Source organism: Halorussus aquaticus (assembly GCF_024218795.1).
GTDB lineage: Archaea > Halobacteriota > Halobacteria > Halobacteriales > Haladaptataceae > Halorussus > Halorussus aquaticus.
In genome coordinates this window covers 2,899,716-2,913,267 of sequence record NZ_CP100400.1, presented here as the reverse complement: position 1 = coordinate 2,913,267, position 13,552 = coordinate 2,899,716, and the positions used below count along the sequence as shown (strand labels likewise).

Here is a 13,552-nt window from a genome sequence, read left to right as displayed (position 1 = left end):
GTGGCTTTTTCACGGCCGGACGCATAGTCGCCCCCGATGAGCATCCGGCGGCTGGTTCGAGGAACTATCGAGTGGGAGCGACTCGAAGCCGTATTCGACGAGATGGCACGGCGCTACGACCAGCCGCAACTCCGTATCGAGTTCCTCGACGCCGACAACTGGCTCTCGACGCCCTGCGTGGTCAACGACGAGTGGTTCGTCAAAATCGTGACCGGCCAGAACTCGCTGGTCCACGCCCTCTTCACCGGCGCGCGCAACCTCGGGGCCTTCTCGTCGGGCACCGAGGGCTTTTTCGAACACTTCGCGGACCCGATGGAGATGTGCGAACACGAACTAGACGCGACACGGCGGATGCGCGAAATCGGACTGAACGTCCCCGCGCCGATAGAGGCGTTCGAGGTGGACGGCATGGGCGTCCTCGTGATGGAGTACCTGCCGGAGTTCCAGATTCTGGACGACCTCGCGGCCGAGGAGGTCGAACGCTTCGCGCCCGAGGTGTTCGGGGCGCTGTCGGTGATGCACGACAACCGACTCGCTCACGGCGACCTCCGGGGCGAGAACGTCCTGCTACAGGACGGGGAGGTCTACTTCATCGACGCGACCAGCGTCCGGGAAGACGCCATCGAGGAGGCCCGGTCGTACGACCTCGCGTGCGCGCTCGCGGCGCTCGAACCGCTCATCGGTGCGCGGACGGCGGTCGAGTCCGCCGCCGAACACTACACGCCCGAGCAACTGCTGGCGGCCCGGGAGTTCCTCGACTTCGTGAACATCAGGCCCGACCACGACTTCGACGCCGTGAGCGTCAAAGGCGAAATCGAAAAGCTGGCCGAGGCCGAGCGTCACTGATTCGAGCGTCCGTCCTACCGTTGCAGGCGGTCGGGATGGTAGTAGCGAGTGAGCCAGTCGGTCAGTCCGTCCAGACCGGGAAACAGGACGCGCTCGTTGACGTTCGCCCGGTCGAGGTTGTTCCGAATCTCCCACTTCACCTCGGCGGGGATGCGTATCTTCCGGACGAACTCGGGGTGGTCTTCGAGCCAGTCGTCCAGCAACAGTTCGGGGTCCGACGTGAGCGAAGACAGGGCGTACTGATTGACGATGCGCTGGTCGAGCGAGGGCGGTTCGAAGAACAGCGGGAACGGTTCGTCCGCGAGACTCCCCAACTCGTCGAGTGACTCGGCGACTTCGTCCAGCATCTCGACCGTGAACACGTTCGCGCCCTCGCGGTCCAGTTGCCGCCGTAACGGCCGGGGGAGTTGCAGATTCACCTCGCGGGCGTCTATCTCCCAGACGAGGCCAGAGGTCGAGGAGTCGGGACTGGGGAGGTCCGCGGTGGCGAAGTGGGCCGCGACCAGCGGCGAGTAGGTCCAGTCGAGCAACCGAGTCGGCAGACCGTGGTGTTGGGCCACGGAGAGCCAGTGCCAGACCGAATCGGCGTCCACGTCCTGACGGGCGTACTTCCGGAAGTTTCGCAGGAGGTGGCGCTCTACGTCTTTCGTCTCACCGCCGAGTCGGAGGAGGCTGGTCTCCAGTCGGTCGAAACCCGCGCTCGGGACGCCGCGGTAGGCGTACCACTCGCCGGTGAACAACTCCTCCTGAAGGTCGACCCAGCCCTCCACGCGTACTTCCTCCATGGTCGGACGTTCGGCGAGCACGGTCTTACGATTCCGGGCCGGTCTGAAGTGAGAGTCTTTTTTATTGTGGCCGTCCCAAATTTCGCCAGAGCATGAGCCAGCAAACCAGCGAACAGACGTACGGCCACTACATCGGTGGCGAGTGGACAGAAGGTTCGGGCGACGAGACGTTCGAGAGCGTGAATCCGTCGAATCAGGAGGTCCTCGGCGAGTTCCATCGCGGAACCGAAGACGACGTGGACGCCGCCTTCGCGGCCGCGAAGGCGGCCGAAGACGAGTGGGCAGACCTCTCGTACATCGACCGCGCGGAGTACCTCTGGGACGTGTACCACGAACTGAAAGACCGCACCGACGAACTCGGCGAAATCGTGACCAAGGAGTGCGGTAAGGAGATTTCGGAGGGGAAGGCCGACGTGGTCGAGGCCGCCCACATGGTCGAGTGGGCCGCGGGCAACGCGCGTCACCCCCACGGCGACGTGGTCCCCAGCGAAATCGGGAGCAAGGACGCCTACATGCGCCGGAAGCCCCGCGGCGTCGTCGGTTGCATCACGCCGTGGAACTTCCCGGTCGCCATCCCGTTCTGGCACATGGCGCTCGCACTGGTCGAGGGCAACACGGTCGTCTGGAAACCCGCCGAACAGACGCCGTGGTGCGGCCAGATCGTCGCCGAGATGATGGTCGATGCCGGTATCCCCGACGGCGTGTTCAACATGGTACAGGGCTTCGGCGACGCGGGCAACGCCATCGTCGAGGACGAGCGCGCCGACACGATTCTCTTCACCGGGAGCAGCGAAGTCGGCCACAAGATTGCGGGCAAGGTCGGCGGCGAACCCGGCAAACTCGCGGCCTGCGAGATGGGCGGCAAGAACGGTATCGTCGTCACCGAGAACGCGGACCTCGACATCGCGGTCCACTCTGCGGTGATGTCCTCGTTCAAGACGACGGGCCAGCGCTGCGTCTCCAGCGAGCGCCTCATCGTCCACGAGGACGTCTACGACGAGTTCAAGGAGCGATACGTCGAACTCGCCCGGAACGTCTCCGTGGGCGACCCCCTCGACGAGGACACCTTCATGGGTCCGATGGTCAACGAGGAGCAGGTCGAGAAGTTCGGTAAGTACAACGAACTCGCCCGCGAGGAGGGCGCGAACGTCCTCGTGGACCGCGAGGAACTCGACGCCGACGAGATTCCGGACGGCCACGAAGACGGCTACTGGGTCGGCCCGTTCGTCTACGAGATCGACTACGACGAGGACCTCCGCTGCCTGCAGGAGGAGGTCTTCGGACCACACGTCGCGCTCGTCGAGTACTCCGGCGACATGGACCGCGCTATCGAAATCCACAACAACACGCCCTACGGACTCGCGGGCGCAGTCATCTCCGAGGACTACCGGCAGGTCAACCAGTTCCGCGACGAGGCGGAACTCGGACTCGCGTACGGTAACCTGCCGTGCATCGGCGCGGAGGTCCAACTGCCGTTCGGCGGCGTCAAGAAGTCCGGTAACGGCTACCCCAGCGCCCGCGAGGCCATCGAGGCAGTCACCGAGCGCACGGCGTGGACCGTGAACAACTCGAAGGACATCGAGATGGCGCAGGGACTGTCCGCAGACATCAAGACCGAGAGCGACGATTAGACTACGAAACCCGCCGTCGCGTGGTTGAGTAAGTCTAATCGGCGTTCTCGCAGAATCCGACGACTGACGGAGTAGACTATTTCGTTTCGTCCGGACGCGCCGGTTCGGACGCGGGGCCCACGCCCATCCGTACGGACTCGCCGCGAGAAGAGGGAAGGGGTCAGTCTCCGACGCCCAACAACTTCTGGCCTTCGACGGCCATCACGAACGAGACGCTGAGCATCATGAACGTCACCGTGAGCAGGCCGTAGAGTTCGCCGGTGCCGAGATGGGTCGCCGGGGTCGTGCCGAGCCAATTCCCCGCGATGGCGGCGCTCCCGACGACGGCGGTCCAGAGGAAGTAGCGACTCCACTGATACGAGAAGTGGCCGCGTTCGGGTCCGTCCACGTCGAGGAACCGGCGGAGTCGGTCGGCGTCTCCAGTCAGTCTGACGATTCGGTCGTCGGCGTCGTACGCGACGATGCCGTGTTCGCTCAGTCGCGGGATGTGCGTCTGGTAGAGCGACGAGTACACTTGCTTTCGCTGGCGCGACGAGAGGTCCGGAACACTGGTGTCGTTCTCCCACGCCGCGATGCGTGCGCTCAGGTCGGTCAGGGTTATCTCGCGTTCGTCCAGCAAGTGCCGGAGGACTCGCCGACGCCGCGAGTTGCCGAGCAGGTCGAACATCACCTCCCGTGAGGGACTCGGCGGGGTCTCCCCACCCACGTCGGGAGCGGCGGTACCGGTTGTTGCGTTAGCCATTTACCTATTATTGTCTATATTATTCCGGCGCGTAATTAATGTTGGGGATTTCATTCTTGTGGCCGCGAGATAGAGAGCGAGAGCGTCGTTACGGCCGATTGGCGGATTTCGATTCGCAGACGCGTCGTGCCACCTCGCTCACTGCGTGACCTCGTTCGGGAGTTCGTGGACGTAGAGCCGGACGTACCCGCCGTCGCAAGACTCACCGCCTGCCGACCGATACCCCTCGTCGGTCGGCAGACGACCGACGGTAGCAGGTGCGAAGATTCGCGTCCCGACGATTGCACCGACGTTGCCGGTGAGGGCAGTCGGGAGGTCTATGCCCTCACCGCCGAGTATCTGGCGGAGACGTTCGACGGCTTCGTCGTCGCCACCGAACAACTGGAACGCTTCGGTCGCATCGATCAACACGCCGTCGTAGACGTTCGATCCGCCTCGGAACTGGTCTTCGACCTGTTTTTCGGCCTGGGCGAAACAGCCAGAGAACGGGTTCTCGTCTATCTGTCGTCTGAACTCTGTCACGAAGAGGAACTTGTTGACGTAGTCCGACTCGACGATTCCTCGGTCGGGGACCACGAAGTTGTAATACTGGACACCGGGTTCCTCCTGCGTCTGGACGCTGGAATCGCCTCCGGGGACGATACTGGAAGTCGCTGTCTCGCCGAGACCGAGTCCGATTCCCACGGACGCGACGGCACTTCGCTCGACGAACGTCCGACGGTCCATCGACTTCGCGTTCTCGCTTGGTGTCTCTCGTGTCATTCTCTTCCCACCCGAGTCTGCGTAACCGACACACGCGAAAAGTCGTTTCCGTAGCCGAACTAAAGTTACCAGAAGTCCGAACGATAACTCGACCGCAACGTTACGTCCGCCGGTCGTGCCACGCCGGGAACTCCTCGCGAACGGTCTCCACACGGTCGAGGTCCACGTCGGTCACGACGAGGTCCGGGTCGTCGCCCGTCCCCGCCAGCGTCGTGCCCCACGGGTCGTACACCGTCGAGCGACCGAGCAGCGACGCGTCCTCGAAGTCGCCCGACCCGTTGACGGTCGCCACGAAGAACTGGTTCTCGACCGCACGGGCGCGCGGCAGGAGTTTCCAGTGCTCGACCCGGGGGTACGGCCACGCGCTCGGGACCAGAACGAGGTCCGCGCCTTCGGCGGCTATCGAGCGGTAGAGTTCGGGGAACCGGAGGTCGTAGCAGGTCGTCATCCCGACCGTCGCGCCACCGAATTCGGCGATACCGAGGCTCTCGCCGGGCACGAGAAGCTGGGCCTCCGCCGACTCGTAGCCGAACAGGTGGTGTTTGCGGTAGACCGCGAGTCGCTCGCCGTCGCGGTCGAAGAAGACGGAGGTGTTGGCGAGTCCCTCGTCGGCGGGCGTCTCGACGCTCTCGGTCCGGGCGAGGTCCTCGACGATGCTTCCCGCGAGCACGCCGATATCGTGTTCGCGTGCGGCGTCCGCGATGCGAGTGAGCGTGGATCCTTCGACGGGTTCGGCCGCGCGTCGGTAGGTGTCGAACGAGAAGTACCCCACGTTGAAAATCTCGGGGAGCGAAACGAGGTCCGCGCCCGCGTCGGCGGCCTCGGCGATGGCCGCCTCGGCGCGCTCGCAGTTGTCCTCCACCGCGCCGTCTTCGATGTCCAGTTGGGCGAGCGCGAGTCTCACGCCGTCGCCTCCCCTCGAAGCGCCGTTTCGAGGTTGTCGAGTTCCTCGTCCAGATTCTTCTTGAAGTAGCGTTCGATGCCGGGGACTCGGCCCTCGACGGTGAACCGGTTGACCAGTCGGCTCCCGGTCTCGGTCTCCTGAATCTCGTGTTCGCCGGTCACGCGGAGCGCCGACGACCGCCCCACGAACTTCACGTAGCGAGGCGGGTCGCGCTCCACGTCCTCGGTCTCGACGGGGACGGTCCTGTCGAGGAACGGAATCGGAAGTTCGATGTGCCAGATAGACGTGTTCTCCCCCGTCTTCTCGTAGTCCGAGACCACGCTGATGACGCTCGCGCGTTTCTCCGGGTCCGCGATGAAGTTCCACACGTTCTCCGGCGAGACCGCGAGATCGAACGTTCGCTCTACCCGGACTGTCATAGGTGTAGTTCGGACCGCGGTGTCAAAAACCCGCCGGACCTCCCGTCGCTTTCGCCCCGGACAATCTTATCCATCGGACCCCCTCCCCGAACTAGCCCGGCGTGACCTTCCAAGTGGTGGAGCGCGCCCGCCCCCACTTCTCGATGTCCACCTCTTCGGTCTTCTCTGCGAGTTCCGGGAGTCTGACACCGACTTGCTTGGACGAGAGACCGAGTTGTTCGGCGATGTTCTTCGAGCGGAAGTAGCGCTCGCCTTTGGAGACGCTCTCGCGGAGATACGCGACGATTCGTCGCTCTTCGTCGGTGTAGTCGGTCATCTTCGATACCGTCTAGGGGATTAGGACCCTTAACGATTTCCCGGCAAAAGTGAATCGCGTTTTGCGGCGACCAACGTGCCAGTGACGACGTGGAACACCCCGTTACTACCAGTAGATGTGGACCGCGGCGACGGCGAGGACGCCCGCGGTCACGGCGGCGGCGAATCCCCACGCGGCGAGTTCAGTGCCCGGTGCGACGAACATCGCGATAGTGGCCCCGGCCGCCAGCAGCGTGAACAGCGTGGCGAGTCCGATACCTTTGTCGCTCGCAACCGTCTCAGTTTCGGCCATACCCAGCGTTTCCCGCGGGCGCAACTTAGTTCATTCTACTCCGAGTCGGTGTCGGTAGCTTTTACCCGACCCAGCGACGGCTACCGGATATGGCGGGGATGTTAACGTCGGCGTTACTGGGGAGTAAGCTACGTGTACTGTTGACGCTACTGCTGACCGTCGGCGTCGTGGTCGGCGGCGGTCTCACGCTGGGCGTCCTCGGGACGCCGAGCGTCACCAGCACGCAGAACAGTTTCGGCAACGTGACCGACGAGACGACCGAGATTCGGACCGAACTCGTGGTCGAGAACCCGAATCCCGTCGGCGTCAATCTCGGCGGCGTGTCGGTGTCCTACGACGTGCGGATGAACGACGTGGCGATGGCGACCGGGACCAAAAACGGTCTCTCGTTCGACAGCGGGAACAACACCGTCGAGTTCAGCACGCAGATGGACAACGACGAGATTCCGACGTGGTGGGCGAGTCACGTCCGGAACGGTGAGCGGACGACGCTTCGGGTGGACGCTTCCGTTCGCTCGAACACCCTCGGCCGGACGGTTCAGGCCCCGCCCGTGAAACGACAGATTTCGACCGACGTCATCTCGCAGTTCAACTCCTCGGAGTCTCGGCCCATCGACGCGAACCAACCGCTGGTCTCGGACCCGGTCGGGTACGTCAACGAGACCAGCGGTCGGTGGGGCGAGGTCACGAAATCCGAGACGCCCATCGACATGCGTTTCACGGTCTACAACGCCAAGCGACTCCCGATGGCCGTCACGGAACTCGGGTACACCATCAACATGAACAACGTCACGGTCGGGAACGGGTCGAGTCAGACCGGCCATCTCATCGAGGGCCGCACCACCGAGACCATCGAGACCCGGACCGCGATTCGGAACCAGCGACTCGACGAGTGGTGGGTCTCGCACCTCGAGAACGAGCAGGTGACCCACCTCCGTATCGACTTCTACGCGAAAATCGAGTTGGGCGGCGAGACGGTCCGCGTCCCGCTCGACGGGATGACCTACACCGAGACCATCGAGACGGACATCTTCGGGACGAAAGGCGAGTCCGACGACGCGAGCGACGCCAGCGAGGCGACCGCTGACGGCGAGGAGACAGGGTCGAACGAGACGACCGGCGACGAATCGACCGACACCACCGCGACGACCGGCGACGGAACTGCGACGACCCCGGACGGCGGAACGGTGACGACAGCGGACGAGACGACGACCGACTCGGACGGAGACGTGACTTCCACGTCCGACGGTGAGACCACGACCACCGACGACGGTCTCCTCGCGCGGAACCCGTCCGGCGTTCGATGACGACGTGGACGACCGACGGCGAGCGCAGAAATTCGCACTCGTCGATAGAATTTTATACCCGGCAACGCGAGATACGTTCGTATGACACGGAGTGTAGACGCTCCTGATCGCGTTCTTCTCGGGCGATGAGAACGACGTATCGATCCGACGAGACGGTGAATCGATAGTTCTGGCGGTCGACGGCCACGACTACGAACTGAGTAGAGACGAGGCTACCGACCTACAGGAGGCGGTCGGCGACGCGCTGACCCGGCGACGAGAGTTCTTCCGGACCGCGGGCGTCCACCGCGAGGACGGGAGCTACGAGGTCGCACGGAGGGGCGCAGACTCGGCGGGGAACTCGAAGGTGTTCGAGAGCTTCGAGGTCCTGCGCCGGATGTTCGACCGACTCCCCGACGAGTTCACGGCCGACGACGTCGGTCGGACCGGAATCACGGGGTCGCGTCGCCACATGCTGGTGCGCCACTTCGCCGAGCATCCGGCCTTCGACTGCGGTATCACGCGCCGCAACCCCCTGACCGCCGAAAAGACCGCGGAGACGGCCGAGGAATCCGACACTGATACGGAGGAGGTCGAAGTAATCAGCGCGGACTGAGGCTCTGCCGCGTCCGAAAGCGTAGAATTTCAGCGTGGAATCGTATTTTATCGACAACTTCCGCTATCCATCAATGGTTTAATGGAGAATCGTCGCCACCGCCACGTATGAGTAGTCGCGAGACCGTCCTGCAGTGGTCCGTTACCGCTCTGGGATGTCTCCTGTTGGTCGTCGTGGTGGCGGACTTGCTGACGGCGTCGGGCAGCACGGCCGTGAAGGGGGTCGAGCGAGCGCTTCCCGCTCTGCTGGCGCTCCTACTCGCCGGTCTGGGCGTCTGGCTTCGGCGTCGAGGAGTCGCAGGACGCGACGTGGGAATCGTGTCGCTCGGAGTAGTGGGAGGCGCTGCGCTGTTCGTCCTCATCGACTTCTGGCTCGTGTTCATCATCAGTCTCGGCGGTCCGATTCCGAAGATGACGGCGTACCCGACGCTAAACCTCGTCGCCATCGGCGCGACGGGAAACGCGGTGTTGACTGCACTGTATCTCCGACTCCGCCGCCAGAACGAGAAACTGCAACGACTGACCGAGCGACTGGAGGAGCGAAACGAGCGGTTAGACCACCAGACTGCCAAGTTGGAGTCCCAGAACGAGCGTCTGAACCAGTTCGCGGGTATCGTGAGTCACGACCTCCGCAACCCGCTCAACGTCGCCGCCGGGCGTCTGGGTCTGGCCCGCGAGACCGGCGACGAGGAACACTTCGAGGCCGTCGAGCGCGCTCACGACCGCATGGACACGCTCGTCACCGAGACGTTGTCGCTGGCCCGTCACGGAAAGACCGTCGAGGAAACTGCTACGGTCTCTCTGGCGTCGGTCGCGGAGTCGGCGTGGGGAACCGTTCCGACCGGTGAAACGACGCTCAGCGTGGTCACGGACGGTCGCTTCGAGGCCGACGCGAACCGACTTCAGCGCACGTTCGAGAACCTCTTCCGTAACGCCGTCGAACACGGCGGCACCGTTGGGACCGTCCGCGTCGGTCTCCTCGACGCTGGCGGATTCTACGTCGAGGACGACGGCGACGGAATTCCCGCTGCCGACCGCGAGGCGGTGTTCGAGTTCGGTCGTTCGAGCGCGTCCGACGGGACCGGCTACGGACTCGCGGTCGTCGAGGCCATCGTGGCGGCTCACGGCTGGAGCATCGACGTGACCGAGGGTACGGACGGCGGTGCGCGCTTCGAGGTGACGACCGACGGAGCGGACGCGTTCGGCGTGTAGCAGTGACGCGTCCGGACGCGTGTCGAATCTGCCGACCGCCTCCACGTCGTCGGACCCGCAGTTCGGACAGTGGTCGAGCGGTCGCTCGAACGTCTCGCCGCAGTCGGTACGCTTCGGTCCGACGCCGGTCTCGGCGTCCGAAGTCAGCATCTCTTCGAGCGAATCGACGATACCTATACGAACGCCTGCGCATCCGGCGCGAAAGCGATTGTTGCCGGGTGGAGTACCCCGGAGGAGCGCCGAACCCTCGTCGGCGAGGCGGAGTAGTGACGGCCGAAAAGAGGTCGGGTCAGTTGATGGTCGTGTGTTCGCTCTCCTCGTTGAGGGCGAGGTTGGCCGCGATTTCGGCGTTCCGCATGGCGTACTGGGCGGTCTGCTGGAGACTGACCAGCACCTCGCGGACCGCCAGCAGGGCGTCGTTGTCCATCTCGGGCAGGTCGGAGAGAATCTCGCTCTCTCGGTCGCCGATTTCGTGGAACAGCGCCCGGACTTCGAGGGTCTTGTCGTAGTCGCGTTCGACCGCGGCCTGAACCGCCTTCGCGGTGATCTCGTCCACTTGGTCGGTGAACTCCCGGATGCGGCGCATCGTCTGGCCGTCCACTTCGAGCGTGTGGCCCTCCGCTTCGAGCGCGATTTCGGCGATGTCCTCGGCGTTGTCCGCGGTGAGTTCGAGGTTCTTCGCGATGGAGCGGTAGCCGATGAGCGGGAACCCGCTGTCGAGGTCCACTGCCCGGGCGAGCGTCGGATTCTGGTAGGCCGTGAAGATGAGGCGTAGTAACAGGACGAAGATCTTGTTGGCCTGTCGCTCCCGGTTCAGCGCGCGTTCGGCGAGGTCCGGGTTCCCGTGCGCGAGCGCCTTGACCGCCTCGCCGCGCATGGTCGAACCGGTGTTCTCGAGACGTTCGAGCAGGTTGTCGAGGCTGAAGTCCTCGGGGTCGACCGAACACCGGATAGCGATGCTGTCGGGCGTCTCCTCGACCACGCCGAGACCCATCAGTTGGGTCTCGGCCTTGTACACCGCGTTGATGTGGGCGCTCTCCAGCGTCTCCTCGCTCTCGACGTGGATGACGCGCCGTCCGAGGACGTACTGGGCGACGATGGCCCGCTCGACCGCGTCCGCGTCCAGATTCTCGGCGTGGATGACGGCCTCGGACTCCTCGGTGTGAGCGGACTCGGGCAGGACGGTCAGCGTCCCCTTCCCGCCCATGCGCAGCGAGACTTCGTCGCCCTTCTCGACGTTGTTCTCCGACGCCCACTCCGCTGGCAGGGTCATCGCCAGCGTCGAGGGACCCAACCGCTGTACCTTTCGGGTTTCCATGTGTGTTCTCTCGACCCCCCATGACCTTAAACTTCACTGGGAAACGATTAGTGTCCCTTAAACGACCTTCATCATACGGCGCTCGAACCGACCGACCCGCACCTTCCGCCACCCGCGCAGGGAGTCGTCCACCTCGTCGTCGCCGGTATCGACGCGGAGAACGCCGATACCGTCGAGTTTCGGTTTCGAAGCGACGACCTCCACGTCGGCCCGACGAATCACCGCGGGAGAAATCTGGTCGTTTCCGCGGCCGAAGACGAACCCCTGTCCGCCGATGGGCGACACCACGACGACGTTGCGCTCGCCGAGGTGCGTCAGAATCTCGTCCGCGCTGGCGTCGGTCGCGAGGACCTCCCCGTCGCGCCACACGTCCACCCCGAGCGGCGACCCCTCGAAGCCGAGTTCGGATTTCACCGCGCCCACGGTGCCACCCGGTCCGAGAACGTACGTCGTCCCCTCGTCGGCCCGGGCGTCCTCTGCGACACCGAGGGCGAGACTCTCGACGGTGCCGCCGCCGACCTGCTTGCTCGACTGGAGGTCCTCGGCGACGGGCACCTCGGCCACCGCCTTCAGTTCGGCCCTGACCTCGCCGTCGCGGTAGGCGTCCTCGTCGATGTCGTTGACCTCGCGGGTCTCGGACCGGTCGAAGTCTGCCGCGACTCGGCCCGCGGCCTCGGGCGTGACCGCGAAGACCGCGGAGTAGACCTTCACGCCCGCCGGAACGCCCAGTATCGGAATCTCGGAACCGTCCTCGTCCAGCGTCTCGGCCACGTCCACCGCGGTCCCGTCGCCGCCGACGAAGAGTATCAGGTCCGCCCCCTCGGCGACGAATCGCCGGACCGCCTCGCGGGTGTCCTCGGCCGTCGTATCGTCTCCGCCCGCGGGACCGCCGACGACTCGGGGGTCGAGTCCCGCCGCCCGGGCCTCGCGCTCGCCCATCTCGCCGCGGTAAGTCAGGAGTTCGACGCCCTCGGAACCGACGCGCTCGGCCAGCGCGCGCAGGGCCGCGACGGCGCGGTCGGGCGCGCGCGCCTCCGCACCGCGCTCGCGGGCCTCCTCGACCTTTCCGTCGGTGCCTTTCAACCCTACTCGGCCGCCCATTCCGGCGATGGGATTGACGACGACGCCGATGGTTCGCATGGCCGAGAGTACGCGCGTCGGGCGCAAAAACCGTCCGATACCGGGAGTTCCGATTCCCGGGACCCTGTCCTCCGTCAGTAACGCCCACGAGCGCACGGGGCCGAAAAAAGACGCTATCGACGCAGTCTCAGCCGGTATTCAGTACGACTGAGCGCCCTGAAAGGACTGGCCCTGCGGCTGCTGGAACGACTGACCCATCTGTCTGCCCTGCTGACCCGTCTGTCCGCCCTGCTGGCCCATCTGTCCGCCCTGCTGGCCCATCTGTCCGCCCTGCTGACCCGTCTGTCCGCTCTGTTGACCCGTCTGTCCGCCCTGCTGGCCGACCTGCTCGCGGATGCCGACAGTCTGGCCGGTCTGACCGCCGCCGATGGAGTGCAGGAGCTTCTCCGTCGCGTCCATGGCCTGCGTGACCGCCTCGTACGTCTCTTGCACGTGGGGCATCTGCTGGTGTTGCTGGAGAATCGGGAGTCCCTGCTGGGCGACCCGCAGGAACGCTTCGGCGATTTCCGGACCGTTGATGGAGTCGCGCGCGATGAACTTCTCGTTCAGCGACGCGAGGTCCGAGAGGTCCTCGCACAGTCGCGCGCACTCGGCCATCTGCGGCCCGCTCTCGATGCACTTGTCGGCACACCACTCGGCGATTTCGACCACGCGGTCGAAGGATTCGAGCGCCTCGGTGAGTTCGGGAGTCATCTCGGACTCGAACTGCTGGCCGACGCGATGGTGGGTCATCTGGTGGCTCTGGCCGGTCTGCGTTCCGCCCATCTGGCCGGACTGCGTTCCGCCCATCTGGCCGGACTGCGCGCCGCCCATCTGTTGTGACCCCTGCATCGGTTGTGTCTGGTGCTGGCCCGTCTGACCGTGTGTTTGCTGTCCCATGCTCCCCGTCGGCTGTTGGTACTGTTCTGACATGATTTCTCACTCCCCGCGTAAGCGTCTCCTAACCGCCGAGACGCCGCTCACGGGCAGTCGGTGGTTCGTCGGAAATAGGGATAAACCGGACCGACCGTTAGCGATTGTTCAATCGGGCAACCGTGTATTTCCGACCGTACGGCGTCGAAAAAACCGATTTCGAGCGAGAAAGAAACGGCGGGTTACACCGACGTTTCCCGACTGTTCGCGCGAGAAACGAGACGTTTCGACCGGGGGAGGCCGTGCGTGTCGGCGGGCTTGGTAAGCGTTAAGGGACCGGCACCGGAAACGTCGGGCATGTTCGTACTCGCAGAATCGGCGGCGGTTCCGGCCAACGCCGCAGGTATCGCTACTGGCGTCCTCGGACTCCTGA

At 64.7% G+C, this 13,552-nt stretch carries 15 protein-coding genes; 5 read left to right on the top strand and 10 right to left on the bottom strand.

Annotated elements, in window-relative coordinates:
• The first annotated feature begins 36 nt into the window (after positions 1–36).
• Positions 37–846, top strand: coding sequence for an RIO1 family regulatory kinase/ATPase domain-containing protein (locus NGM06_RS15000; protein WP_254267736.1), 810 nt, complete (start codon positions 37–39; stop codon positions 844–846).
• Positions 847–860: 14 nt separating this feature from the next.
• Here NGM06_RS15000 and NGM06_RS14995 read toward each other — a convergent pair whose 3' ends face one another.
• Positions 861–1,631 (bottom strand): FRG domain-containing protein, encoded by a 771-nt coding sequence (locus NGM06_RS14995; RefSeq protein WP_254267735.1) that lies wholly within the window; start codon positions 1,629–1,631, stop codon positions 861–863.
• A gap of 92 nt (positions 1,632–1,723) precedes the next feature.
• Here NGM06_RS14995 and NGM06_RS14990 point away from each other — a divergent pair, with 92 nt between their 5' ends.
• Complete coding sequence (locus NGM06_RS14990; RefSeq protein ID WP_254267734.1) at positions 1,724–3,262, top strand: aldehyde dehydrogenase family protein; 1,539 nt, start codon at positions 1,724–1,726, stop codon at positions 3,260–3,262.
• Positions 3,263–3,422: 160 nt separating this feature from the next.
• Here the strand turns inward: NGM06_RS14990 and NGM06_RS14985 are convergent, their stop codons facing one another.
• From NGM06_RS14985 to NGM06_RS14960, 6 genes are all read right to left on the bottom strand, one after another.
• On the bottom strand, positions 3,423–4,004 hold the full coding sequence (locus NGM06_RS14985; protein ID WP_254267733.1) for a DUF7344 domain-containing protein: 582 nt from the start codon (positions 4,002–4,004) through the stop codon (positions 3,423–3,425).
• A gap of 138 nt (positions 4,005–4,142) precedes the next feature.
• The gene (locus tag NGM06_RS14980; protein WP_254267732.1) at positions 4,143–4,766 is read right to left on the bottom strand and encodes a hypothetical protein; all 624 of its coding nucleotides are present in this window, start codon (positions 4,764–4,766) and stop codon (positions 4,143–4,145) included.
• Between the two features lie 100 nt (positions 4,767–4,866).
• Positions 4,867–5,670: a nitrilase-related carbon-nitrogen hydrolase gene (locus tag NGM06_RS14975; RefSeq protein ID WP_254267731.1), complete on the bottom strand. Its 804-nt coding sequence runs from the start codon at positions 5,668–5,670 to the stop codon at positions 4,867–4,869.
• Positions 5,667–6,089: an SRPBCC family protein gene (locus NGM06_RS14970; protein ID WP_254267730.1), complete on the bottom strand. Its 423-nt coding sequence runs from the start codon at positions 6,087–6,089 to the stop codon at positions 5,667–5,669. Before NGM06_RS14970 ends, NGM06_RS14975 begins: the two co-directional genes overlap by 4 nt.
• A gap of 91 nt (positions 6,090–6,180) precedes the next feature.
• Positions 6,181–6,405, bottom strand: a complete 225-nt coding sequence (locus NGM06_RS14965) for a DUF7123 family protein (protein ID WP_163521939.1) — start codon at positions 6,403–6,405, stop codon at positions 6,181–6,183.
• Between the two features lie 105 nt (positions 6,406–6,510).
• Entirely contained in the window at positions 6,511–6,696 is a 186-nt protein-coding gene (locus NGM06_RS14960) for a DUF7525 family protein (protein WP_254267729.1), read from the bottom strand.
• 89 nt (positions 6,697–6,785) lie between these two features.
• On the opposite strand from NGM06_RS14960, the gene NGM06_RS14955 reads away from it, so the two are divergent.
• From NGM06_RS14955 to NGM06_RS14945, 3 genes are all read left to right on the top strand, one after another.
• Positions 6,786–8,003 carry an LEA/WHy family protein gene (locus NGM06_RS14955; protein ID WP_254267728.1) on the top strand — a complete coding sequence of 406 codons (1,218 nt, stop codon included), beginning with the start codon at positions 6,786–6,788 and terminating at the stop codon, positions 8,001–8,003.
• 196 nt (positions 8,004–8,199) lie between these two features.
• Positions 8,200–8,598: a DUF7528 family protein gene (locus NGM06_RS24325; protein ID WP_368410493.1), complete on the top strand. Its 399-nt coding sequence runs from the start codon at positions 8,200–8,202 to the stop codon at positions 8,596–8,598.
• Between the two features lie 107 nt (positions 8,599–8,705).
• Complete coding sequence (locus NGM06_RS14945) at positions 8,706–9,809, top strand: sensor histidine kinase (RefSeq protein ID WP_254267726.1); 1,104 nt, start codon at positions 8,706–8,708, stop codon at positions 9,807–9,809.
• Positions 9,810–10,098: 289 nt separating this feature from the next.
• On the opposite strand, the gene NGM06_RS14940 is transcribed toward NGM06_RS14945, so the two are convergent.
• The 3 genes from NGM06_RS14940 to NGM06_RS14930 all read right to left on the bottom strand — a co-directional run bounded on the left by NGM06_RS14940 (position 10,099) and on the right by NGM06_RS14930 (position 13,179).
• Positions 10,099–11,127 (bottom strand): phosphate uptake regulator PhoU, encoded by a 1,029-nt coding sequence (locus tag NGM06_RS14940; protein ID WP_254267725.1) that lies wholly within the window; start codon positions 11,125–11,127, stop codon positions 10,099–10,101.
• A gap of 57 nt (positions 11,128–11,184) precedes the next feature.
• Entirely contained in the window at positions 11,185–12,267 is a 1,083-nt protein-coding gene (locus NGM06_RS14935) for an ATP-NAD kinase family protein (RefSeq protein WP_254267724.1), read from the bottom strand.
• Between the two features lie 138 nt (positions 12,268–12,405).
• A complete protein-coding gene (locus NGM06_RS14930) occupies positions 12,406–13,179 on the bottom strand; it encodes a four-helix bundle copper-binding protein (RefSeq protein WP_254267723.1) in 774 nt (257 codons plus the stop codon).
• Between the last annotated feature and the right edge of the window lie 373 nt (positions 13,180–13,552).

Coding starts and splice junctions, on each gene's coding strand:
- NGM06_RS15000 (WP_254267736.1), top strand. CDS start 37: ATGAGCATCCGGCGGCTGGTTCGAGGAACTATCGAGTGGGAGCGACTC.
- NGM06_RS14995 (WP_254267735.1), bottom strand. CDS start 1,631: ATGGAGGAAGTACGCGTGGAGGGCTGGGTCGACCTTCAGGAGGAGTTG.
- NGM06_RS14990 (WP_254267734.1), top strand. CDS start 1,724: ATGAGCCAGCAAACCAGCGAACAGACGTACGGCCACTACATCGGTGGC.
- NGM06_RS14985 (WP_254267733.1), bottom strand. CDS start 4,004: ATGGCTAACGCAACAACCGGTACCGCCGCTCCCGACGTGGGTGGGGAG.
- NGM06_RS14980 (WP_254267732.1), bottom strand. CDS start 4,766: ATGACACGAGAGACACCAAGCGAGAACGCGAAGTCGATGGACCGTCGG.
- NGM06_RS14970 (WP_254267730.1), bottom strand. CDS start 6,089: ATGACAGTCCGGGTAGAGCGAACGTTCGATCTCGCGGTCTCGCCGGAG.
- NGM06_RS14965 (WP_163521939.1), bottom strand. CDS start 6,405: ATGACCGACTACACCGACGAAGAGCGACGAATCGTCGCGTATCTCCGC.
- NGM06_RS14960 (WP_254267729.1), bottom strand. CDS start 6,696: ATGGCCGAAACTGAGACGGTTGCGAGCGACAAAGGTATCGGACTCGCC.
- NGM06_RS14955 (WP_254267728.1), top strand. CDS start 6,786: ATGGCGGGGATGTTAACGTCGGCGTTACTGGGGAGTAAGCTACGTGTA.
- NGM06_RS14945 (WP_254267726.1), top strand. CDS start 8,706: ATGAGTAGTCGCGAGACCGTCCTGCAGTGGTCCGTTACCGCTCTGGGA.
- NGM06_RS14940 (WP_254267725.1), bottom strand. CDS start 11,127: ATGGAAACCCGAAAGGTACAGCGGTTGGGTCCCTCGACGCTGGCGATG.
- NGM06_RS14935 (WP_254267724.1), bottom strand. CDS start 12,267: ATGCGAACCATCGGCGTCGTCGTCAATCCCATCGCCGGAATGGGCGGC.
- NGM06_RS14930 (WP_254267723.1), bottom strand. CDS start 13,179: ATGTCAGAACAGTACCAACAGCCGACGGGGAGCATGGGACAGCAAACA.